This window comes from Bradyrhizobium liaoningense (genome assembly GCF_018130825.1).
In the GTDB taxonomy this organism is placed as follows: domain Bacteria; phylum Pseudomonadota; class Alphaproteobacteria; order Rhizobiales; family Xanthobacteraceae; genus Bradyrhizobium; species Bradyrhizobium liaoningense_B.
The window spans coordinates 1,709,585-1,732,797 of record NZ_JAFCJS010000001.1; the positions used below are offsets into that span (position 1 = coordinate 1,709,585).

The 23,213-nt window shown below is 64.1% G+C and carries 20 protein-coding genes; 6 read left to right on the forward strand and 14 right to left on the reverse strand.

The genetic code is table 11. The features are described from left to right. Positions 1–75: 75 nt before the first annotated feature. Positions 76–1,128 carry a histidinol-phosphate transaminase gene (hisC, locus tag JQ603_RS08315; RefSeq protein ID WP_212337984.1) on the reverse strand — a complete coding sequence of 351 codons (1,053 nt, stop codon included), beginning with the start codon at positions 1,126–1,128 and terminating at the stop codon, positions 76–78. A gap of 225 nt (positions 1,129–1,353) precedes the next feature. On the opposite strand from hisC, the gene JQ603_RS08320 reads away from it, so the two are divergent. From JQ603_RS08320 to JQ603_RS08340, 5 genes are all read left to right on the forward strand, one after another. After that, entirely contained in the window at positions 1,354–2,832 is a 1,479-nt protein-coding gene (locus JQ603_RS08320; protein ID WP_212337986.1) for an FAD-binding oxidoreductase, read from the forward strand. A gap of 261 nt (positions 2,833–3,093) precedes the next feature. Further along, positions 3,094–3,945, forward strand: coding sequence for a 3-hydroxybutyryl-CoA dehydrogenase (locus JQ603_RS08325; protein ID WP_212337988.1), 852 nt, complete (start codon positions 3,094–3,096; stop codon positions 3,943–3,945). Positions 3,946–4,213: 268 nt separating this feature from the next. After that, positions 4,214–4,678: a group III truncated hemoglobin gene (locus JQ603_RS08330; protein ID WP_212337990.1), complete on the forward strand. Its 465-nt coding sequence runs from the start codon at positions 4,214–4,216 to the stop codon at positions 4,676–4,678. Between the two features lie 244 nt (positions 4,679–4,922). Next, positions 4,923–5,576, forward strand: a complete 654-nt coding sequence (locus tag JQ603_RS08335; protein WP_212337992.1) for a ubiquinol-cytochrome c reductase iron-sulfur subunit — start codon at positions 4,923–4,925, stop codon at positions 5,574–5,576. A 114-nt stretch (positions 5,577–5,690) separates the two neighbouring features. Beyond that, positions 5,691–7,418, forward strand: a complete 1,728-nt coding sequence (locus tag JQ603_RS08340; protein ID WP_212337994.1) for a methanol/ethanol family PQQ-dependent dehydrogenase — start codon at positions 5,691–5,693, stop codon at positions 7,416–7,418. A gap of 325 nt (positions 7,419–7,743) precedes the next feature. On the opposite strand, the gene JQ603_RS08345 is transcribed toward JQ603_RS08340, so the two are convergent. The 7 genes from JQ603_RS08345 to xoxF5 all read right to left on the reverse strand — a co-directional run bounded on the left by JQ603_RS08345 (position 7,744) and on the right by xoxF5 (position 15,648). Further along, a complete protein-coding gene (locus JQ603_RS08345; protein ID WP_212337996.1) occupies positions 7,744–8,001 on the reverse strand; it encodes a hypothetical protein in 258 nt (85 codons plus the stop codon). 57 nt (positions 8,002–8,058) lie between these two features. Further along, entirely contained in the window at positions 8,059–10,371 is a 2,313-nt protein-coding gene (locus tag JQ603_RS08350) for a xanthine dehydrogenase family protein molybdopterin-binding subunit (protein WP_212337998.1), read from the reverse strand. 1 nt (position 10,372) lies between these two features. Further along, complete coding sequence (locus JQ603_RS08355) at positions 10,373–10,825, reverse strand: (2Fe-2S)-binding protein (RefSeq protein WP_211405832.1); 453 nt, start codon at positions 10,823–10,825, stop codon at positions 10,373–10,375. Positions 10,826–11,471: 646 nt separating this feature from the next. Continuing rightward, the gene (gene gfa / locus JQ603_RS08360) at positions 11,472–12,035 is read right to left on the reverse strand and encodes an S-(hydroxymethyl)glutathione synthase (protein ID WP_212337999.1); all 564 of its coding nucleotides are present in this window, start codon (positions 12,033–12,035) and stop codon (positions 11,472–11,474) included. A gap of 32 nt (positions 12,036–12,067) precedes the next feature. Beyond that, on the reverse strand, positions 12,068–13,177 hold the full coding sequence (locus JQ603_RS08365; protein ID WP_212338000.1) for an S-(hydroxymethyl)glutathione dehydrogenase/class III alcohol dehydrogenase: 1,110 nt from the start codon (positions 13,175–13,177) through the stop codon (positions 12,068–12,070). A gap of 60 nt (positions 13,178–13,237) precedes the next feature. Further along, a complete protein-coding gene (locus JQ603_RS08370) occupies positions 13,238–13,729 on the reverse strand; it encodes a c-type cytochrome, methanol metabolism-related (protein WP_212338269.1) in 492 nt (163 codons plus the stop codon). A gap of 110 nt (positions 13,730–13,839) precedes the next feature. Further along, complete coding sequence (xoxF5, locus tag JQ603_RS08375; protein WP_212338002.1) at positions 13,840–15,648, reverse strand: lanthanide-dependent methanol dehydrogenase XoxF5; 1,809 nt, start codon at positions 15,646–15,648, stop codon at positions 13,840–13,842. 512 nt (positions 15,649–16,160) lie between these two features. Here xoxF5 and JQ603_RS08380 point away from each other — a divergent pair. After that, positions 16,161–17,129 carry a helix-turn-helix domain-containing protein gene (locus JQ603_RS08380; protein ID WP_212338004.1) on the forward strand — a complete coding sequence of 323 codons (969 nt, stop codon included), beginning with the start codon at positions 16,161–16,163 and terminating at the stop codon, positions 17,127–17,129. A gap of 41 nt (positions 17,130–17,170) precedes the next feature. Here the strand turns inward: JQ603_RS08380 and JQ603_RS08385 are convergent, their stop codons facing one another. The 6 genes from JQ603_RS08385 to JQ603_RS08410 form a co-directional block, all read right to left on the reverse strand. After that, positions 17,171–17,596, reverse strand: coding sequence for a hypothetical protein (locus JQ603_RS08385; protein WP_212338005.1), 426 nt, complete (start codon positions 17,594–17,596; stop codon positions 17,171–17,173). A 145-nt stretch (positions 17,597–17,741) separates the two neighbouring features. Further along, a complete protein-coding gene (locus JQ603_RS08390) occupies positions 17,742–18,731 on the reverse strand; it encodes a Bug family tripartite tricarboxylate transporter substrate binding protein (protein ID WP_212338006.1) in 990 nt (329 codons plus the stop codon). Between the two features lie 111 nt (positions 18,732–18,842). After that, positions 18,843–19,856, reverse strand: coding sequence for an FUSC family protein (locus JQ603_RS08395; RefSeq protein ID WP_212338007.1), 1,014 nt, complete (start codon positions 19,854–19,856; stop codon positions 18,843–18,845). Positions 19,857–20,023: 167 nt separating this feature from the next. After that, positions 20,024–20,947 carry a substrate-binding periplasmic protein gene (locus JQ603_RS08400; RefSeq protein ID WP_212338009.1) on the reverse strand — a complete coding sequence of 308 codons (924 nt, stop codon included), beginning with the start codon at positions 20,945–20,947 and terminating at the stop codon, positions 20,024–20,026. Further along, positions 20,944–21,300: a c-type cytochrome gene (locus JQ603_RS08405; RefSeq protein WP_212338270.1), complete on the reverse strand. Its 357-nt coding sequence runs from the start codon at positions 21,298–21,300 to the stop codon at positions 20,944–20,946. The genes JQ603_RS08400 and JQ603_RS08405 overlap by 4 nt, the downstream gene beginning before the upstream one ends. A 10-nt stretch (positions 21,301–21,310) precedes the next feature. Beyond that, complete coding sequence (locus JQ603_RS08410) at positions 21,311–22,975, reverse strand: methanol/ethanol family PQQ-dependent dehydrogenase (RefSeq protein ID WP_212338012.1); 1,665 nt, start codon at positions 22,973–22,975, stop codon at positions 21,311–21,313. Positions 22,976–23,213: the final 238 nt, after the last annotated feature.

The window sequence follows — 23,213 nt, forward strand, 5'->3', positions numbered from 1 at the left end:
GGCGGCAAAGGCGCGTCACGGACTGGTCCCTGCAAATGCCATTGTGTTCAAGCGGCGGCCGCCGCATTCGCTGAATTAGAACAACTCGCGCAGCACCTCAATCAGCCGGCCACATTGCTCCTCCGTTCCGACCGTGATGCGCAGGAAGTCCTCGATGCGCGGCTTCTTGAAATGCCGGACCAGCACGCCGCGCTGGCGGAGTGCGGCCGCGAGATCGGCACCGCTCCGGCTGCGATGACGCGCGAACACGAAGTTCGCAAGCGAGGGCAATACCTCGAAGCCGAGTTGCCCGAGATCGCGCGTCAGCACGTCGCGGCTCTTGATGATACGAGCGCGGGCTTCGAGAAACCATGCCTCGTCCTCGATCGCGGCGACGGCGCCGGCGATGGCGAGGCAGTCCACGGGATAGGAGTTGAAGCTGTCCTTGACCCGCTCCAGCGCCTCGATCAGCGGCCGCTGGCCGATGGCAAAGCCGACCCTGAGGCCTGCGAGCGCGCGCGATTTCGAGAAGGTCTGGATGACGAGCAGATTGTCGTGGCGCGCGACCAGCGGCACGGCGCTCTCGGCGCCGAAATCGACATAGGCCTCGTCCACTACCACCAGCCGGTCCGGATCTTCCGTGAGCAGTGCGGCGATCGCCGCGCGCGGAAGGGCGATGCCGGTGGGCGCGTTGGGATTGCAGAGCAGGATGGCGCTCGACGGCCGCCTGTAGTCGGCGGTCTCGATCCTCATCGCGGCATCGAGCGGCACTTCCTCGTACGCTATGCCATAGAGGCCGCAATAGACCGGGTAGAAGCTGTAGGTGACATCAGGGAACAGAAGCGGCGTATCGTGCTTCAGGAGCGCCTGGAAGGTGTGGGCCAGAACCTCGTCGGAGCCGTTGCCGACGAAGACCTGCTCGGGTGCAACATCGCAAAAGGTCGCGATCGCCTCGCGCAGGCGCGTGGCATGCGGGTCGGGATAGAGGCGCAGCCGCTCCGCCGCCGACGCGATCGCCGCCAGCACGCGCGGCGAGGGCGGATAGGGATTCTCGTTGGTGTTGAGCTTGACGATGCCATCCTGCTTCGGCTGCTCGCCCGGCACGTAGGGCGAAAGCGTGTGGACGACAGGACTCCAGAAGCGGCTCATGATCTCCAATCCGGGTTGACCGGGCACAGTAGGGTAAGCGGGGCCTCGGCGGAAGGGCGCCTGCCTTCGGCAACCTTGGCGGATCCGCGCGAACCTCATGGCCGGCGACGTTCCCCCAGGCGCGGCCTTCATGCTAGCCTCATCGTGCAAACGCAAGACCTGAAAATAACAAAGAAGGCCGGCGCAGCCCAAGGCTGCGCAGAAGAGCCGCAAAGAGAGGAACACATGCCGGGTGCTGCCCTTGTCACCGCTCCCTCCATTCCGACCGCGCCCGTGACGCCGGCCGTTCTCGACCGCTTGCGGGCCATCGTGGGCGACAAGGGCTTGATTCTGGACGAGCACGACAAACGACCGTTCGTGACCGACTGGCGCGGCGAGCTCGCAGGGCACGCTGCAGCGGTCGTGCGACCGGCCAGCACCGCGGAAGTCTCCGCTGTCGTCAGGCTCTGCCACGACAACGGCATTGCCATCGTGCCGCAAGGCGGCAACACCGGCCTGATGGGCGGCGCCACGCCGTGGCCGGCGCACCGCGGCATCCTGCTCTCGCTCGGCCGCATGAACCACGTGCTGAATGTCGATCCCGTCGGCTACACCATGACTGTGGAAGCGGGTTGCATCCTCCAGACGCTTCAGGACACGGCCGCGCGCCATGACCGCTTCTTTCCGCTCAGCCTGGGCGCACAGGGCTCGTGCATGATCGGGGGCAATCTCTCAACCAATGCCGGCGGCGTGCAGGTGCTGCGCTACGGCAATGCGCGCAATCTGGTGCTGGGTCTCGAGGTCGTTCTCGCCAACGGCGATGTCTGGGACGGGCTGCGGGCGCTCAAGAAGGACAACACCGGCTACGATCTCAAGCATCTGTTCATGGGCGCCGAAGGCACGCTCGGCATCATCACCAAGGCGGTGCTGAAGCTCTGGCCCGCGCCGAAGGACGTCTGCACCGCATGGCTCGCGATCCGCGATCCCAGGGCGGCGATCGAGCTCCTGTCGGAGGCGCATGCCGCGTCCGACGACAATGTCGGCTCCTGCGAGCTGATGAGCCGCGCATGCATCGACATGGTGCTGCGGCATATTCCCGGCGCCCAGGATCCTCTCAAGGCCGAGACCGATTGGTATCTCCTGCTGGAATGGTCGTCGGCCCGCCCGCGGCAGGACGGCGGTGCTGGCATGTCGGACAGGATGGAGCAGTTCCTGGCCGATCAGCTTGAGGCGGGCCGCCTGCTCGATGCGGTGATCGCGCAAACCGAAACGCAGTCGCGCAACATGTGGCGCATCCGTGAGAGCGTGGCCGAGGCTTCGCGCGCCGAGGGGCCCGGTTTGAGCTACGACGTGTCGGTCGCAATCTCCCGGATTCCCGAATTCATCGACAAGGGCCTGAAGTCCGCGCTCGACATCCTGCCGACGATCCGCCCTTATCCGCTCGGCCACATCGGAGACGGCAATGTGCACTTCTCCTTCATGGGTCCGAAGGGCATGGATCGCGAGACGCTCGGCCAGTATTCCCCGGCGATCACACGGGCCGTCAACGACCTCATCACGTCCATGGGCGGCTCGATCTCGGCTGAACACGGCATCGGCATCGAGAAGCTCGACGAGCTGCAGCACTATCGTTCCAGGACCGAGCTCGACATCATGCGCACGATCAAGCGTGCGCTCGACCCCGACAACATCATGAATCCAGGCAAGGTGCTGCGTCTCGGGTGAGATGAGGACCTGCGCCACAGGTCGGCCGCCGTCCGGCGGCCATCGCAGATGGGATGTCGTTCAAACCCGGGCCAAACAGGCCACAAAGGTGCCAAATCATGCCTTTTCGCCGCGGGCGGGCGGCTTTATTCCGCCTGCGGATGCTTTAAGGAAGGGCAGGATCAGGTCGCAGGCGCCCCTTGGCGGTGCTAGACCCTGATGCAGGAACAATGGGGCCGGGTCGGTAGCCGGCTGGCCCACAAGGATGAAGGATATGAGGCAATGATCCAGAGCGTTGGCATCATCGGGGCAGGGACCATGGGGAACGGCATCGCGCAGATCTGCGCGGCGGCGGGGCTTTCGGTCGTGATGGTCGATATTTCCGATGCGGCGGTGAACCGCGGCCTGTCGACCGTTGGCGGCAGCCTCGAGCGCCTGGTCAAGAAGGAGAAGATGTCGGCGGCCGATCGCGAGGCGACGCTCAAGCGGATCACCGGCACGACCGACCGGGCGAAGCTTGCCGATTGCGACCTCGTCATCGAGGCCGCGACCGAGAACGAGGACCTGAAGGTCAAGATCCTGAAGGACCTCTGCGCGACGCTGTCGCCGCGCACGCTGGTTGCGACCAACACCTCGTCGATCTCGATCACCAAGCTTGCCGCCGCGACCGATCGCCCCGACCGTTTCATCGGCATGCACTTCTTCAACCCGGTTCCGGTGATGGCGCTGCTGGAGCTCATCCGCGGTCTGCAGACCTCCGACGACACCCACGCCAAGGCGCTCGATTTCGCCCAGCGCGTCGGAAAGGTGGCGATCACCGCCAAGAACAGCCCGGGTTTCGCCGTCAACCGCATCCTCTGCCCGATGATCAACGAGGCGATCTTCGCGCTCCAGGAAGGGATCGCGACAGCGGAAGAGATCGACGCCGGCATGAAGCTCGGCTGCAACCACCCGATCGGACCGCTGGCGCTCGCCGATCTCGTCGGCCTCGACACCATGCTGTCGGTGATGGAGGTCTTTTACAAAGGCTTCAACGATCCTAAATATCGGCCAGCGCCGCTGCTGAAAGAGATGGTCGATGCCGGCCATCTCGGCCGCAAGACGGGGCAGGGTTTCTACAGCTACGGTACTTAATCACGGAGCCGGGTGCTAAGGATCCGCAGTGCCGTAGGGTGGGCAAAGCGAAGCGTGCCCACCATTGTCGCGATTTGAGAGAGATGGTGGGCACGGCGCAAGTGCGCCTTTGCCCACCCTACGATTCTGATCAAGGTGCGGGCGCCGGGCTCGAAACGCCCGCTGCTCGATCCCGCAATTTGCGCTGCGACAAAGACGCCGCGCGCGATTGACCCGACAATGTCGGACGGGCGACCTCGCGGGAACAACGGAACGGATAGCAAAGGACATGTCGGATCGACTGAAGGCCGAGCGGGAAGCTGCGGCCGCGCGGCGGAACTTGCTGACCCAGGATGCGATCGAGCGCACCGGGATCACAGAGGAGATGATCGGGGAACTCGTCACTCGCTTCTACGGACGCGTGCGCGAGGACGCGCTGCTGGGGCCGGTGTTCGCGATCGTTCAGAATTGGGACGAACATCTCGCCAAGCTCAGGGATTTTTGGTCGTCGGTCGTGCTGATGAGCGGCCGCTATCATGGCTCGCCGATGCGGGCGCATTTGCCGCTGAGCCTGGTCGGCGATCATTTCGACCGCTGGCTCGATCTGTTCGAACAGACCGCACGCGAAGTGTGCCCGCCTCCGGCAGCCGCGCTCTTCATCGACAAGGCGCGTCGCATCGCCGACAGTTTTGAGATGGCGTCGGCAACTGTCGCGGGCCGCATCGCTTCGCCGCGTCACGTGCTCAGGTCTTGAAATACAAAATGCCTGCCTGAGAAACGTGCAGCCCGCATCGCGTCGTGGCGTTGCACCAATTCCAACAGCATCGGTCTGATCTGCAAAATCATCATGCTGTTCGCGCAACGCGATGTAGAATTCGCGAAAACACGCTTGTTCGCGTTCACTCTCATTCAATCAACGCGAGCAAAGCCATATTGATGCACTGCGGCGCCAAGTCTTCGCCTTGTTTTCGGCAGAGTTCCAGCGCCTGCTAGCGGGCATGGCTCGCGCATTGTTCAACACCACATCTTCACCCTCCGAGAGTGCTGCGGAACCTGAAGTTGACGCGGGCACGGAGCAGACGCGGCGAACGCTGCTGCTCGGTGCGCTCGCCACCAGCGCATGCCTCGGCTGTTCCACCCAAGCGCGCGCCGGCGAGGATGCTCCCGGCTCCGACGAACGGCCACAGAAGGGCGACCTGCTCGTCTTCTCCGAAGGCGATCAGGAAGGAAAGCCCGTCACCTTGGCGGACCTCGCGGCCGGCGGGCCGCCGGTGCATGCCTGGCCGAAAGATCCCAAGACATCGGTGGTACGCAGCGCGTCCCGGCTCAACGAGATCCTGATCATCCGCCTCGATCCCGCAGAGCTCGACGAGAAGACCCGCGAGCGCGCCGTCGAAGGCATCCTCGCTTATTCGGCGATCTGCTCGCATGCCGGCTGTCCCGTCACCGCCTGGGTGAAGAGCGATGTCGGCGACAAGGAGGTGTTCAAGTGCATGTGCCACAACTCCGAATACGATCCTCGCGCGGGCGCGCAGGTCGTGTTCGGGCCGGCGCCGCGGCGGCTCGCAGCGCTGCCGCTCGCGCTCGCTGACGGCTCGCTCAGCGTCGCCGGCAACTTCGTCGGAAAGGTAGGTGGCGCGCAGCCGGGATGATGGACGGAGCGGGGTATGCCCGCGTCACGAAAGGCCGCATCCGCCGAGGGGCGGACGACGGGACGAACAAGAATTCAAATCAAGAATTCAAACGGATGAAAAAGGGGAACGTCCATGACCAGGAAGCAATGGTACCTGTCCGGCTTCGTCGCCTTCACCTGTCTTGCCGCGACAGCCGCAACTGCCGGCCCGATCGAGAATTATTCTCCGGTCACCGCGCAGCGGCTGGAAAATCCGGAACCCGGCAACTGGATGCTCTACCGGCGCACTTATGACGGGCAGGGCTACAGCCCGCTCGACCAGATCAACGCCTCGAACGTGAAGAATCTCACGCCGGTCTGGACCTTTGCCACCGGCGTCGTCGAGGGCCACGAGGCGCCGCCGATCGTCAACAACGGCGTGATGTTCGTGGCGACCCCGATGGGGCAGGTGATCGCACTGAACGCGAAGACCGGCGATGAATACTGGCGCTACAAGCGGCAGCTTCCCGACGATCTGTTCCAATTGCATCCGACCAGCCGCGGCGTCGGCCTGTGGGAGGACAAGCTCTATCTCGCCACCACCGACGATCACGTCGTCGCGCTCGACGCCAAGACCGGCAAGGTGGTGTGGGACACCAAGGTGCAGGACTACAAGAAGGGCCAGTATATGACCCTGATGCCGCTGATCGTCGACGGCAAGGTCATCGTCGGCGGCTCCGGCGGCGAATTCGGCGTGCGCGGCTATGTCGCCGCCTTCGACGCCAAGGAGGGCAAGGAGCTGTGGCGGACCTACACTATTCCCGGCGAAGGCGAGCCCGGTCACGACACCTGGCAGGGCGACGACTGGAAGAACGGTGGCGGCTCGGCCTGGATGACCGGCAATTACGACAAGGACACCAAGACGATCTATTGGGGCGTCGGCAATGCCGCGCCCTGGCCCGGCGAGACTCATCCCGGCGACAATCTCTACACCTCGTCGGTGCTCGCGCTCGATCCGAACAACGGCAAGATCAAGACCTATCACCAGTATCACCAGAACGATTCCTGGGACTGGGACGAGGTCGAGGCGCCGATGCTGATCGACCTGCAACGCGATGGCCGCAACATCAAGAGCCTGGTCCACCCGGGACGCGACGCGATCTTCTGGGTGCTCGAGCGCACGCCGACCAAGATCAACTACGTGGCCGGCTGGCCGTTCGTCTCCACCGACGTCTGGAAAGGCATCGATGCCGAAACCGGCAAGCCGATCGTCGATCCCGCGCACAAGCCCGTCATCGGCAAGCGCGTCGAGTTCTGCCCATCGCTGTGGGGCGGCAAGGATTGGCCGTCGGCGGCCTATAGCGAAAGGACCAAGCTGGTCTACGTGCCCGCCAACGAGAACTTCTGCGGCGGCTTCACCGGCGAGAAGGTTGCGCTCAAGCCGGGTGAGCTCTGGCTCGGTACCAAGCCCGAAGACATCGGGCTGAAGACAAAGCCCGGCGCGGATCATTTTGGCGAGCTGCAGGCCTGGGATCCCGTCACCGGCAAGAAGGTGTGGCAGCACAACTTCCCGAAGTCGCAGCTATTCGGATCGGTCACGGCAACCGCGGGCGATCTCATCTTCGCCGGCGGCACCAACGACCGCAACTTCCGTGCCTTCAACGCCAAGACCGGCGAGCTGTTGTGGGAGCAGAAAACCAACTCCGGCATCATGGGCATGCCGGTGTCCTATGAGATTGACGGCACCCAGTACATCGCGATCCAGTCGGGATGGGGCGTGGACGCGCAGCGCATCCAGGATGCGCTGGTGACCAACAACATCGGCATCGAGGCCAACGTACCGCAGGGCGGCGTGGTCTGGGTGTTCGCGCTGAAGAAATAGCTCCGCGGGCGGATCGACGAAGGCGGAGCAACAAAGGGGGGGTGGCGAATGCGGCGGACGGCAACGTCCGCCGCATTTTGTGTGTTGCTGTCCTTCCTTCTCCCCCTCCTGTGGGAGAAGGTGGCATAGGCGGCCTTCGGCCGCCGTTCTTAAGAGAACGCCGAAGCGAAGCTTCGGCTATGGGCGCCGAATGAGGGGTTCTCTCCACGCGCAAGATCATTCGTGAGGATGGAGACCCCTCACCCAAGCAAGTGCGCATCTCCCAGCGTCGCTGCCCTCTCCCACAACAAGGGGAGAGGGCACATCAATGCGCCGCGTGAGATAACTACTTCCCCTGCCGGTCCACCTTGTCTTTCTCCTTCTGGTTCATCTCCCGAACCTTGGGATCCGGATTGTGCTGCCCGGTGGTCTGGGTCGTCGATGCCGGCGGGGCGTTGGCGTTGGGAAGCGAGTTCTGGTCCGGCGCGGTGGGGCGCGTGGCCGTGGTCGGGGGCGTGGTGTTGCTCTGGGCGAATGCGCCCGCGGCCGTCAAAAGAAAGGCGCCCGACAGCGAGACTGCGAGCGCCTTGGAGATGTTGATCATCGATCTGCTCCTGTCAGATCGATGGAAACGGCGCGAGGCCGCCTCTGTTCCGTTCCCTTACGCCTCCAATTGCTTGCCGATCGGCAGGCTCCGGATGCGCTTTCCGGTCGCCGCGAAGATGGCGTTGATCAGCGCCGGCGCGAACGGCGGCACGCCGGGCTCGCCGACGCCGCTCGGCGGCGTGTCCGGGCCGGGCGGCACGATGTAGACGTTGGTCACGACAGGAGAGTCGTCCATCCTGACGACCTGGAAGTCGTCGAAGTTCTTCTGCTGCACCTTGCCGTCCCTAAACGTGATCTCGCCGTATTTGGCGATGCTCAGGCCCATGATCGCCGCGCCCTCGATCTGCGAGGCGATGCGCTCGGGGTTGACATAGGTGCCGCAGTCGATCGCGGTGTCGACCCGCGGCACTGTCAGCTTGCCTTTCTCATCGACGGCCACCTCGACGATGGTTGCGATGTAGCTGACAAAGCTGCGGTGCACGGCGATGCCGAGACCGTGGCCCTTCGGCACCTGGCGTCCCCATTCGCCCTTCTCGGCGACCAGCTCGACCACCTTGCGCAGCCGCACGGTGTCGATCGGGTAGCTGTCGAAGGGCTCGCCGTAGTTCCAGAGGTCCTTCACCGCCGGCTTGACGATGCGTGGACTTCCGATCAGCGCGAGCAGCGTCTCCTTCTGGTCGCGGCCCGTGGCCTGCGCGATCTCGCCGACCATCGACTGCACCGCGAAGGCGCGCGGGATATTCGAGACCGAGCGGAACCAGCCGATGCGGGTGTGCGCCGCGGCTTCCGGATTCTCGCAAGAGATGTTGGCGATCTCGAACGGCATGTCGACGAGGCCCATGCCGATTTCGAAGGGCGCCTGATGCACCGTGCCGGCCGCAAAGGTCGAGGCGATGCTGGGGGCCACGCTACGGTGGCGCCAGGCGATCACCTTGCCGCTCTTGTCGAGACCGGCCTCGATGCGCTCGACCGAGACGGTGTGCAGGAAGCCGTTGTGGATGTCGTCCTCGCGCGTCCACTGCACCTTCACCGGCGCACCGAGCTCCTTCGACAGCAGCGCGGCCTCGAGCGCAAAGTCGCATTTCGACTTCCGGCCGAACCCGCCGCCAAGCAGCGTCACGTTGACGGTGACGTTCGCTTCCGGAATGCCGAGCGTCTTGGCGACGTCCTCGCGCGTGCCGCCCGGGCTCTGCACCGGCGCCCAGATCTCGGCCCTGTCGCCCTTGACGTCGGCCACCGCCACCGGCGGCTCCATGCTGACATGGGCCAGATGCGGGATGTAGTACTCGCCGACGATGACCTTGTCGGCGCCCTTCAGGGCGGCGTCCGCATCGCCTTCCTGGCGCAGGACCAGACCGGGCTTGCGCGAGGCCTCCTCGAGCTCCTTGCGGTAGGCGGCCGATTCGTACTTGCCGTTGGGACCGTCGTCCCAGGTCAGCTTCAGCGCGTCGCGGCCCTTGATCGCCGCGCCGGTGTTGCGCGCGATCACGGCGACGCCGCCGAGTGGCTGGAATTTCGAGGGCCACGGCCAACCTTGAACCTTCATCACCTTCTCGACGCCGGGAATTTTCAGCGCCTCGTCCGGCTCGAACTTGACCAGCTTGCCGCCGGTCACCGGCGGCCGCGCGATCACGGCGTACTTCATGCCGGGCAAACGCACGTCGGCGCCGTATTGCGCCTTTCCGGTGGTGATGTCGTGGAGATCGACGATGCCGACCTGGCCCTTGCCGAGATAGCGGAAGTTCTTCGGGTCCTTCAGCTTGAGGCCTTCGATGGCAGGCACGGATTCCTTGGCGGCGTCGGCAGCGAGCTCGCCGAAGCCGAGCTTGCGTCCGCTGGCGCTGTGGACGACCTCGTGATTGACGGCCTTGACCTCGGTCGCCGGAACGCCCCAGCGCTTGGCCGCGGCCTGCTCCAGCATGGTGCGGGCGGAAGCGCCGATCTGGCGCATCGGGATCAGATAGTGCCGCGTGCTGCGCGAGCCATCGGTGTCCTGGTTGCCGAACTTGACCTCGTCGCCATGGGCCTGCTGCACCTTCACCTTCGACCAGTCGGCCTCCATTTCCTCCGCCACGATCAGCGGCAGGCTGGTGCGCACGCCGGTGCCCATTTCGGAGCGATGCCCGACGATGGTGACGATGCCGTCAGGCGCGACCGAAACGAACACGCGCGGATCGACCACGACGCCGTGCGGCATCTTTCCGGCACCTGTCTCATAGGCGAGCGCCTGGCGTGACATCACGGGCGCGGCAAGCACGAAGCCGCCGGTGACGCCGAGCCCCTTCAGGATGCTGCGGCGCGAGACTTTTTCCACCCTGATGTTCTTTTCGAAGCCGCGAAGCTTGCGGGGATTGTCGATGTAATTCATGTCACACTCCCGTCGAGGCGAGATGGACCGCGTTCTCGATGCGCTGGTAGCAGCCGCAGCGGCAGATGTTGCCGGCCATCGACTCGCGGATCTGGTCGTGCGACGGCTTTGGATTGTCCATCAGAAGCGCCGCGGCCTGCATGATCTGGCCGGCCTGGCAGAAGCCGCATTGGGGAACATTGACCTGGCGCCAGGCCTTTTGAACCGGGTGATCGCCGGTCGGGTGCAGCCCCTCGATCGTCGTGACCTCGCGTCCGGCGACGTCGTTCACCGACGTGATGCAGGCGCGCACGGCTTGCTTGTCGACGATGACGGTGCAGGCGCCGCACAGGGCCTGGCCGCAGCCGAACTTGGTGCCGGTCAACCCGGCCTCGTCGCGCAAGAACCAGAGTAGCGGGAGATCCGGGTCGCCGTCCCAGCTCTGTTCCTGGCCATTGATCTTCACCTTGATCATGATCGTCCCTCGCTCTTCATAAGCATGCCAAATTCAAACCGCCGACGTGGGTCGGCGGTGGTTTGTGCGACGTAGCGCGACATCCCTCCGTCATCCCGCGCGGGCAAATCCCGGAGGGAGGCAGGAACGCCGATGACGATGTCTGGATTTGCTCGATACCTCCCGTTTTGTTCTTCGTTGTTTTGAACTTCGTGCGGCATCGTGACGGCGTGAGCGTAGCAGAGATCGCGCCGACCCGGCGTTCACAGCCGAGTGTTCTCACCGGGAAAAGATTGCATCGGTGGTTTGTCAAAAGCAGGGCGCGAAATCACGCCGCATGCATCGCGCGACGCCTTGCAGCGAAAAAGGCTTCGTCCGCCAGGAAGACTGCGCGGACGAAGCAGGATGCCTCAGTCGAGGGAGGGAGAAACGCAGGGACCGCGGACCTCTAGTCGGAAGCGCGCGGCACTGCGCAGTCATTCAGAGACCAGGACTGAGGGAGCCGATGGTTCTCGCCAGTCCATCGAAGGCGAGGAGGCGGCTTCGCCGCAATGGTCCGTGAGCCAGGCCCGTCCGGTTCGCTGGGAGTGGAGGAGGGGAATCAGCGATCGGACGGGCGTGGCGAGAGCGTGGGCCGCCGGCTCAGGCGGCCCGTTCAAACCACCTTTCAGGCGGCCTTGGCTTTGGCCACGTGGGTCGCGATCGCGTCCATCAGCGCCGGCGACAGGCAGTCATAGGGCTCGAGCCCGATTTCCTTCAGCCGCGAACGGATGCCGGCCATCTGCTCCGGCTTGACGCCGGATTCGATCACCGAGGAGACGAAGGCGGCGAATTGCGGCGCCTGCGAGCCCTGCTCCTGGAACAGTTCGGGATGGATGAAGTCGAGACCGTAGAACGGATGGTTCTTGTTCTCGATGCGGCCGTACATGTGCGTGCCGCAGGCCTTGCAGGCATAGCGCTGGATCACCGCCGAGGGGTCGACGATCTGGAGCTTGTCGCCGTTCTCGAGCACGGTGACATTCTGGCGCGGCACCACGGCGACGACGGAGAACGTCGCGCCTTGCGGCTTCCAGCACTTGGTGCAGCCGCAGGCGTGGTTGTGGGCGACATCGCCCTTGATGCCGACCTTGACCTGGTGGTCGCTGCATTTGCAGGCGAGGGTGCCGCCGGCAAAGCTGCCGCTACCCTGCTTGAGGCCGTTGTCGATCGATGGATGGAGTGCAACAGTCATGGGTCGATCCTCCTGGGTGTGATGTCTGTAGGCTAGAACACGACGACTGAACGGATGGATTTGCCCTCGTGCATGAGGTCAAAGCCCTTGTTGATCTCTTCGAGCTTGAGCACATGGGTGATCATCGGATCGATCTGGATCTTTCCGTTCATGTACCAGTCGACGATCTTCGGCACGTCGGTACGCCCGCGCGCACCGCCGAAGGCCGTGCCGCGCCAGTTGCGCCCGGTGACGAGCTGGAACGGGCGGGTGGCGATCTCCTTGCCGGCTTCGGCGACGCCGATGATGATCGAGGTGCCCCAGCCGCGATGGCAGGCTTCCAGCGCCTGGCGCATCACGGTGGTGTTGCCGGTGCAGTCGAAGGTGTAGTCGGCGCCGCCATCGGTGAGGCCGACCAGATGCTGGACGATGTCGCCGGTGACCTTCTTCGGGTTGACGAAGTGGGTCATGCCGAACCGGCGGCCCCAATCTTCCTTGGAGTCGTTGATGTCGACGCCGATGATCTTGTCGGCGCCGGCCATCTTGGCGCCCTGGATGACATTGAGGCCAATGCCGCCGAGGCCGAATACGACGACGTTCGAGCCCGGTTCGACCTTGGCGGTGTTGACGACGGCGCCGACACCGGTGGTGACGCCGCAGCCGATGTAGCAGCTCTTGTCGAACGGCGCATCCTCGCGAATCTTGGCGACCGCGATCTCCGGCAGCACGGTGAAGTTCGAGAAGGTCGAGCAGCCCATGTAATGGTAGATCGGCTTGCCCTTGTAGGAGAAGCGGCTGGTGCCGTCGGGCATCACGCCCTTGCCCTGCGTCGCGCGAATCGCGGTGCAGAGATTGGTTTTCTGGCTCAGGCAGCTTTTGCACTGCCGGCATTCCGGCGTGTAGAGCGGAATGACGTGGTCACCCGGCTTCACCGAGGTCACGCCGGGGCCGATCTCGCGGATGATCCCGGCGCCTTCATGGCCCAGGATCGACGGGAAGATTCCCTCGCTGTCGAAGCCGTCGAGCGTGTAGGCGTCGGTATGGCAGATGCCCGTTGCCTTGATCTCGACCAGGACCTCGCCGGCCTTGGGCCCTTCCAGGTCGACTTCGACGATCTCGAGCGGCTTCTTTGCTTCGAAAGCGACGGCGGCACGTGTCTTCATTGGTAGCTCCTCAAATTCTCGTCAGACGCCAGGAAGTAGTCTCGGCAGTCCTCGTAGCGTTCATTTCTTGCCCATGCAGGCGTCTTCGGCCTTGGTGTAGGCCTCTGTCTTCGCTTCCTTGTTGGCCGGGCGCTGCCGGCCCCAGGCTTCGGTGGAGCGCGCGCGCAGATAGACGTAGAGATCGTCCATGTAGCAGGCGACGTTCGGGTTGTCGCCGAAGGCCGGCATGACGTTTTCCTGCGCGGTCGAGATGTTCTTGCGGCCGGAGGCGACCACGCCGAGGAAGTCGCCGTAGCTCATGGTCTTGACGGAGTCCTTCAGCGACGGTGCGTAGGTGGATCCCATGCCGTCGGGGCCATGGCAGACGTGGCAGTCGGAGTGATAGCGGCGGTAGCCGGAATAGGTGAACCAGTCCACGGTGCCGTCGGCCGAAATCTTGTAGGTCGGGTTTCCTTCCTTATCGAGCCATTTCCCGTCGTCTTCTTTCTTCACGGCGGCCGGGTCGCCCGGACCGTCCGCGATCGCAATTCCTCCCGACCCAACGAAGATCATCGCAGCAATGACAAAGCAGATTTTACGCAAGAGATTTTTCCTCGGAAGGCGTTCGGTGGAGACGAACCGGCGCGTGGAGCGATCCACGCGCCGGAGCGATGCTGAGAGGCCTAGTTGGCCGGCAGCGAGAACACGGTCAGCGTACCGCCGAGCGCCGTGTAGTTGCTGAGGGCCGCGTAGCCGCCGACTGCGCCGAGACCGGCGGTCGGATCGGTCAGGCCTGCGGCCAGACCAATGCCGGCCCAGCCACCGACGCCGGAGAGCACTGCGACATACTGCTTGCCGCCGTTCTCATAGGTCGTGACGTTGCCGATGATGCCGGAGGGAGTCTTGAACTTGTAGAGCTCCTTGCCGGACTTGGCGTCGACCGCCTTCAGGTAGCCTTCGAGCGTGCCGTAGAACACCACGCCGCCGGCGGTTGCGAGCGCACCCGACCAGACCGAGAACTGCTCCTTGTTCGACCAGACGATCTTGCCGGTCTTGCCGTCCCAGGCGATGAAATTGCCCATATGGCTTTCACCCTGCGGCGGATACATCGAGAGCGTCGCACCCACATAGGGCTGGCCCGCGGTGTAGCTCACCTTGAACGGCTCGTAGTCCATGCAGACGTGGTTGGTCGGAACGTAGAACAGCTGCGTGTCCGGCGAGTAGGCTGCCGGCTGCTCGTCCTTGGTGCCGAGCGCGGCCGGGCAGATGCCCTTCACGTTGTGGTCTTCACCGGCCTTGTCGGTCGAAGCTGCGTCGAGCACCTTCGGACGGCCATAGGTCGGCGAGTTCTTGTCCATGTCGACGCCGGAGGTCCAGTTCACCTTCGGATCGTACTTTTCGGCGACCAGCAGTTCGCCGTTCTCGCGGTCCATGGTGTAGGCGAGACCGTTGCGGTCGAAATGGGTCAGGAGCTTGCGCGCCTGGCCGTTGATCTGCTGATCCGAGAGGATCATTTCGTTGACGCCGTCATAGTCCCATTCGTCGTGGGGCGTCATCTGATAGACCCACTTGGCCGTGCCGGTGTCCGCGTCGCGCGCGAAAATGGTCATCGACCATTTGTTGTCGCCCGGACGCTGCTTCGGATTCCAGGTCGAGGGGTTGCCCGAGCCGTAATAGACGAGGTTCAGAGCGGGATCGTAGGACATCCAGCCCCAGGTGCAGCCGCCGCCGATCTTCCACTGATCGCCTTGCCAGGTCTTCAGCGAGGAGTCGGCCCCGACCGGCTTGCCGAGCGCCGTCGTCTTGGCCGGATCGAACTTGATCTGGTCATCCGGACCTTCGGAGAAGGCGCGCCAGACCTGCTTGCCGGACTTGAGGTCGTAGGCGGTGACGTGGCACTGCACGCCGAACTCGCCGCCGGAGATGCCGACCAGGACCTTGTCCTTGACGACGAGCGCCGCCGAGGTGCCGGTCTCACCCTTCGCAGGGTTGCCGTTGGTCGAGCTCCAGGCCACCTGGCCTGTCTTGGCATCGAGCGCGACGAGATTGGTGTCGGCCTGATGCAGGATGATCTTGCCGTCGCCATAGGCCAGGCCGCGATTCACCGTGTCGCAGCACATCACCGGGATGACGTTCGGGTCCTGCTTGGGCTCGTATTTCCAGATGATCTTGTTCTCGTTTGAAAGGTCAATAGCGTAGACCTTGTTCGGGAACGGCGTGTGCACGTACATGACGTTGCCGATGATCAGCGGGCCGCCTTCATGGCCACGCAGCACGCCGGTCGAGAAGGTCCAGGCGACCTGGAGCTTGCCCACGTTTTGTGCGTTGATCTGGTTCAGCTTGGAATAGCGGGTATTGGCGTAGTCGCCCGCCGGCATCACCCAGTCTTTCGGGTTCTGCGACATCTTGATCAGCTCATCATTGGCTGATGCGCTGCCGACGGCGAGAACCGCCGCGGAGCCAAGATAGGTCGCCAGTAGCACCTTGCGCATAGTCATTTCCTCCGTTGGTCTCGTTTATTGTTTCCGAAGCATTGCTCAATCACCGGGCTTCTCGTCCGGCGTCTGCTCGTGCAGGGCGGTCACGGGGACCAGAAACGATGCTGTGGTGTTTCCTCCTCCTGATGAGAGCCACGGGTCCACGTGCAGGAGCGGCCCGTTCTTGTTGTTCCTGCCGCAATCCCTAGCCACTTCGCCAACGGGAAACTTGCCCAAGAGAGAAGGCGGTTTGCTTGACAGCGCACGGAGGCGAAGATTTTGATTTTGCAGTAGCGAATTCAGCGGCTTCGGTAAGCCTTTTGAGCCGCCTTCTACGCTCAGGTTCCCCTTGACGGCGGTGCAACTAAGGCGGAGGATTAAGCTTCAAGAGTGGCAATGGAACGATGGCGCTCGTTGCAAAAGACCGCTCAAATTCGAGGTAAACGTCACGCAATCACGGCTGAGGGCTCCGGCAGCGCTGGTCGCGATTCGCGTCGAATCTCCGGATCAAACCAGTGGCTGGATTAATGTCCGACACAATTCACACGCTTTCGACGACCGGAATGACGCCGAAGCGGCAGATCCAGAGCTGGATCGACGGGCTGACGAGCCTGTGCGGGTATTTCGACGTCGATCCGCTGGAGGCGTCCTCGCTCGAAGGTCGCATCGACTACACCACGGTCTCGCGCCTGAAGCTCTGCCAGATCGAGGTCAGCCAGCATCGCATCGCGCATACGCTGGCGCGAGCCAAGGCCAATGAACACCCGTACATCAAGATTCACTTCCAGACCTACGGCGTGTCCTATTTCGAGCAGGAAGGCCGCCACATCGAGATCAACCCGGGCGATATCATCGCCTATGACGTCTCCTGCCCGCATTCGATCATCAGCCCCGCCTTCACGCGTCACGACGTGGTGATCGTGCCGAAGGCGCTGTTGCGCGATCGCGGCTTCCCATCGCAGCGGATGCCTGCGTGCAAATTGTCGGCGAAGACGGGGACGGGGCGGATCGCCCACGATTTCGTCCATGCGACCTTCGACGAGGCGGCAAAACTGTCGGCGAACAGCGCGGTCGGCGTCGCCGATTCCCTGATCGACCTGTTGCTGCTGCCGCTGCGCGAAGCCGATACGATGTTCGACCGGGTCGGGCCCGAAGCGATGTATGTGCGCGCCCAGTTCTTCATCCGCGAGCACTTGCGCGATCCCGATCTGTGCATCGACCAGATCTCCGCCGAGCTCGGCTGCTCCAAGCGCTATCTGCACATGCTGTTCTCCGAGCGCGGCACCACGGTGAGCGACTACATCTGGCAGGCGCGCTTGCAGAACTGCCGCCAGGAGCTCGAGGCGCACGCCGGCAAGACCATCACCGACGTCGCGTTCTCCTGGGGCTTCTCCAGCTCGTCGCATTTCAGCCGCGTGTTCCGGAAATATTTCGGCGTGGTGCCGTCCTCGATCCACAAGGCGCAGCAGGGCGCCGCGAGCTCGGGCGAGCATTAGGCTTACGCCGGAGAAAACTTCCGGCGCGGTGGCCGACGCGCTTACGCCGTCGTCGCGATATAGGGAATGCCGGCCACGAGAGCGACGAGCAGCGCCGCATTGCCCAGCATTCCGCTCCAATGCAGCCGGCGCAACCGACGCGGCGCCTCGGCATCGCCGGCGTCCCGCGCGCTGAGCTGGTCGTCCATCCGTTGCATGAACCAGGGGCGTCCCCAGATCGCCAGGGCTGCGATGATGCCGACGCCCATCGCGGCGAGCAGGCGGCCGTCGAGGAGGAGAACCACCGTTCCGACGATGGCAGCAACGCGCATCACCAGGAAATGGGCATTGAACATTCCGCGCAGCAACTGGGCGACGGGCTGGATATCGAGCTTCACCAGCAGGAAGGCGGGCGAAGCCAGTGTGAAATAGCCCATCGGAAAGAGCAGGATGACCATAACGGCGACGGCGACTGCATCCGGTGTCATGCGATCGGCCCCTTTTTGACCGCCCTTGCGAGGCTTCCGGCGGCGTACAATCATAGCGGGAAAATGCGTTCCCGACACTAGGCTTTGGTCGGAGGGCGGGCCGGGAAGGGAGCAACCGGCGCGCCAGGCGGAGACGGCGCCAGATTCAGGCCGGCTCGAGGCCGAGCGACTGTGCGCTCTCGATCCAGATCGGCAGCTCGCGCTGGTACAGCGCATTGCTTTCCTTGAATCCGATCGCGGGTTCGAGCACGAAGGTCGCGAGAACCTCCTTCACCTTCGGATCGCTGTTGGCGGCGACGCAGAGCTCGGCGAGGCGGTCGACCACCGGCTGCGGCGTCGCCTTCGGCACAGCCCAGCCCGAGAAGCCGCTCACCGTGAAGAATTTTGAGGTCGCGCCCTGTTCCGGCAGCGTCTTGACGTTGGGGATCGCGTCGACCTTCTTCGAATGCACCGCGAACACGGTGCCGCGGTCGCTTTGCAGGACCGATTGTGCGGCCGTGTAGCTGCCCATGGCGGCGTCGAGCGTGCCCTCCAGCATGCCCGTCCACATCGGTGCCTCGCCGCGATAGTGCACCGGCTCGATGTTGAGGCCGTACTGCTTGTTGAGCTCGTTGATCGTCATGTGCGGGGCCGAGCCCGCGCTGTAGGTGCCGAAATTCACCTTGCCGCTCTTGCGCGCAAAGGCGACGAAATCCTCCAGCGTCTTGACGCCCGTCTTGGGGTTCGCGACCAGCAGCAGGCCGGCGCCGGGAATGACGCTGACGAGCGCCAGGTCCTTGTCCATGTCGTAGCCCGGATTCTTCATCACCACCCGGTTCATGATGTAGGTGGTCGAGATCGAGCACAGGATGGTGTGGCCGTCGGGCTCCACGCGGGCGACTTCGGCCGTGCCGATCGCGCCGGAGGCACCGGGCTTGTTCTCGACGACGACCGTCTTGCCGACCTGCTTGGAGATGAACTCGCCGTAGGCGCGCGCGAGCAGGTCGGTCTGTCCGCCGGCGGGGTAGCTGCAGATCATGCGGATCTGTCGCGACGGCCAGGCGCTTTGCGCCGAGGCGCTGCGCGCGACGAAAGGCATCGCGAGTGCGGCGGTCCCGGCGGCGACGAAGTGGCGGCGATCGAGTTTGGCGGACATGATTCTCTCCCCGTTTTTTGCCGAGGGTACTGCATCAGGCTGGCGCCGGCATGGGCGGTGGGCGAGACAGATTGGCGCATTCGGCCGGGCGGCGCAGTGCCCATTCCGGCGTCACCCGGACGATCGCACCTTTCGCGCGACTCGTAGCCAGACGATCTCGGTCAGGGCCACCGCAATCAGGCCGAACGTGCCGCCGATCAGCACGTTGATGATGCGCTCCTCGGCGATGCCGCTGGCGCCGCCGGCAAAGGAGGCGGCGAGCGCGATGAAGAAGCAGCGCAGGCCGAAGCCGACGATATAGCGGGAGAACGAGATCAGCGTCAGGGTGGCCGCGAGCACCGCGAGCGCGTAACCGACCCGGCTCTGTGGCAGCAGGATTCCGGTAAGGAAGCCGAGCGGTACGCCGACCAGCGCGCCGGTCGCGCGCTGCTTCAGCTTGCCGGTGGAGGCGGCGAGATCGCCGACCACGACGCTTGCGGCCGACCACATCACCCATTGTCCCTGCGCGAGGTCGAGCATCTCGACCAGCGCGGCTGATGCGAACACCGCCATGGCGGTTGCGAGCGCGGGCAGAAACCATTCAGCGGCAGGCAATCCGAACGATGCTGAAGCGGCGTCGCCACGTGGCCGCCGGTCGTAGATCTGGATGGCGCAGACCAGCGCCAGCGCGATCGGAGAGGAGGCGATGATCACGCCTGCATGCCGCAGCGCTTCGGACGGACTGACGCCCTCCCGCACCTCGCAGGCGAGATAGACGGCGGGGATGAACACCCAATTGCCGAGCGTGCGGAAGTGCTCGCCATAGCGCGTCACCGCGACCGCCAGGAAGCCGGCCAGCGCCGTCAGCATCGCGAACAGCGGCTTGATCGGAGCGGCGAGAACGAGCGCGGAAAAGGTGACGAGGATGGCAAGATAGTGCCACGCGATCACCTTGGGCGGCAGGTGCAGCCTGAGCGCGGGAATGAGCAGCGAGACCGCGACCAGGGCGAGATTGAGCAGTGCCGTCTCGCGCGCGATGAAATAGGCCGCCACCATCGGGCCGACGACGATCAACGCGCGCATCAGCTCGGCGGTTTTGATTTCGCGGGAGAGGACGTCGCGCAGGTTGGTGGCGGCAGGACTCACGACTTCACCAAATGGCCGAATAAATGCTGCATTATACGAACTGAGACGCTGCTAGCCACATCCTCCGTCATTCCGGGATGCGTGCGCCGCACGCAGGCCCGGAATCCATCGTGCCGCATGCGCTGTGGAGGAATGGATTCCGGGCTCGCCCCCGGAATGACGGAGCTTCACCGCTGAATGATCTTCATCCAGACATCGCCGAGGATCGCCGGCTCGCGCGGCGGCAGATAGGTCAGGCCGGCCTGCTTGCCGAGCTCTGCGGTCTTTCCTTCCGCGGCGAGCTCCGTCAGCGCCTTGTTGACCGCCTCGATCAATGCGGGATCGCCGGTGAGCCCGACATAGCCGCGATTGGCGCCGATCGGATAGTAGTAGCCGGACGCGCTGATCGCCGTATCAGGATGGGCGGCGCGGTAGGCGTCGAGGCGGGCAAGGTCGATCAGCGTTGCGTCATGGTCGCCGCGGTTGAGCGCGCCGAGGAGGTCGTCGCGACCGGGGACGAGATGCGTGATGCTGTCGATCAGGCGTCCCTTGTCGAAGGTCATCAGGATGGCATCGCCGAGCGAGCCGCTCTCGATCACAAGGCGGAGGCCGGCAAGATCGCCGATGTCGGCGATCTTGCGCCCCTGCGCCTTCGGCCCGAGCACCACTGTCATGGGCGAATAGACGTAAGGCCGGCTTGGCGCGAGCACGCCGAGTGCGACGCGACGGCGCCGGTCGTCGCGCGTGGCTCCAGTGAAGTCCGGCAGGCGCGCCGTCTTCATGCCGGGCTTGACGAGGGAATCCGTCGTCAGCGCGTAGCCGCCGACCAGGGCGCAGCGCCCGTCGGAGAGCAGTGCATTGGCCTCCAGCTGCGGGCTCGAATCCTCGTCCAGTTTGCTTTCGAACCACTGGATCTTAAGCGGCCGTCCCATCCGCTCCGCGACTGCCTGCGCCAGCAGCACGTCGAAGCCGGCGTCGGACTTGCCCTTGTGATGCACCGAAAGCGGCGGCCGGTCCTCGTCGAGACAGATGCTCAAGGGATCGGCCGCGTGCGCGGGCGTCGCCAGCGCCGCAAGCAACGCGGCAAGACCGAGCACCTGCCGGCCCCTCATGGCTTCCTCCGGCTCGAGACGAAGGCCCAGAGATCGCCGATCTCGTCGTCGCTGAGGATATCGCCCCAGGGTGGCATCTTGTTGTTCTTGCCGTTCTTCACGGTGGAGACGAAGCGCGTCTTGTCATCGGGAAAGACGCGCAAATCCGGTGTGATGGTGCCGGAGTTCATCATGTTGGGGCCGTGGCAGTGCGAGCATTTCGAAGCATAGGTCGACTTGCCGTGGTCGATCTGCGCCTGCAGGGGATTGCCGGTTGCGTCATCCGCGGCGCGAACGGTCGCCGCAAGCGCGGCCATCAGCACCGCGACGGTGGCGATCGTCGCCACCGTCTTCTGAGCTACGTCTTTCAGCATCATGCCGTGGTTACTGCTTGACTGCAAAAACCCACAGCGAGCCGCCGGGCGGCACCTTGGCAAGTCGCTCGTCGCCGGAGAACAGCGAGTAGACGCCGCCGTAGCCAGATGTGACGGCGACATATTGCACGCCGTCCTGCTGCCAGGTCACCGGTTGTCCCTCGATGCCCGAGCCGGTCTGGAACTGCCAGAGCTTCTTGCCGGTGTCGGCGTCGAAGGCCTCGAACTCGCCGGTCAGCGCGCCCGTGAACACGACGCCGCCCGCGGTCGACAGCACGCCCGAGAAGCGCGGGATGTCGGCGGGGGCTTCCCACTTGGCCTTGCCGGTCATGGGATCGATCGCCTTCAGATGACCGCGCGGTCCGTCACCCCATTCCCAGAGGTCAGTGAGGTCCATGCCGAGATACCATTCACCCTGCTTGAAGGTGACGGGCTCGGTCTTGTACCTGCCGCCGAAGGCGAGGGTGTTGGCGTAGGCGAGGCCGGTCTGCGGGTTGAACGACATCGGCTCCCAGTTCTTGCCGCCGAGGATCGACGGATAGACCGTCACCTTCTTGCCCTCGCGCGCGTCCTTGCTGACGTCGGTCTCGATCGGACGGCCCGTCTTCATGTCGATTCCGGTCGCCCAGTTGACCTTCACGTAAGGGTTGGCCGCGAGCAGCTTTCCATTGGTACGGTCGAGCACGTAGAAGAAGCCGTTGCGGTTGGCGTCCATCAGCACCTTGGTCGGCTTGCCCTCGACATTCATGTCGGCGAGCACCATCTCGGCCACCGAGTCATAGTCGAACGGATTGTTCGGCGAGAACTGGTAGTGCCACTTGATCTTGCCGGTCTTGGGATCCATCGCCAGCACGGAGCAGGTGTAGAGATTGTCGCCGGGACGCACCGCCGAATTGAACGGGCCGGGATTGCCGATGCCCCAGTAGACCGTGTTCAGCTCGGGATCGTAGGACCCGGTGATCCAGGTCGAGCCACCGCCGAGCTTCCAGGTGTCGCCCTTCCAGGTGTCACCGCCTGGCTCATCCGGCGAGGGGATCGAATGGGTGCGCCACAGATGCTTGCCCGTCGCCGGATCCCAGCCGTCGATGAAGCCGCGGGTGCCGAACTCGGCGCCGGAGATGCCGGTGATGACGACACCGTCGGCGACCAGCGGGGCCACCGTCATCGAATAGCCTTCCTTGATGTCGGCCGCCTTCTGCCGCCACAGCTCCTTGCCGTCCTTGGCGTCGAGCGCGATGACGTTGGCATCGAGCGTGGTGCGGAACACCTTGCCGTCGTAGAGCGCCGCGCCACGGTTGATGATGCCGCAGCACACGATGCGCGGCGTCTCGGCGGGGTACTCGACCTTGGATTTCCAGATCTGCTTGCCGGTCTTGGCATCGACCGCCATGGTCGCGTTGTGCGAGGTCACGTAGATTACGCCCTGGTACACCAGCGGCTGCGATTCCTCGCTGCGATCGTCGTTGAAGGAGTAGTTCCAGACCGGGACGAGGTTCTTGACGGTGTCCTTGTTGATCTGGTTCAGGGTCGAGAAGCGCTGCAGATTGTAGCCCATCCCGTAATTGAGAACGTTCGATGTATCGGTCGCGCCCTTGACCAGCTGCTCGGTGGTCTGTGCGTACGCACAAGTCGATGCAAGCATGACGAGGCTCGCGGCCATCGCAAAGCGTTTCATCCGTTCCTCCCAATATGCGCGCCTTTTGACGCTGCGACGGCAACACTCCGCCCGAATGCAAAACGCGTCAATACGAAAGTCGAATGCGCGCTGCCGATATGTTGGATGCCAGATGCCGGTCACCTGACAGAAACCTGACAGCCGGCTCTCACTTGTGCGCAGGCGCTGAAAAAATTCCGCGGCATGGCGCAGTACCGGACAAAAGCGCGGGGGGCGCGGCAATCTGGTTCCTCGGATT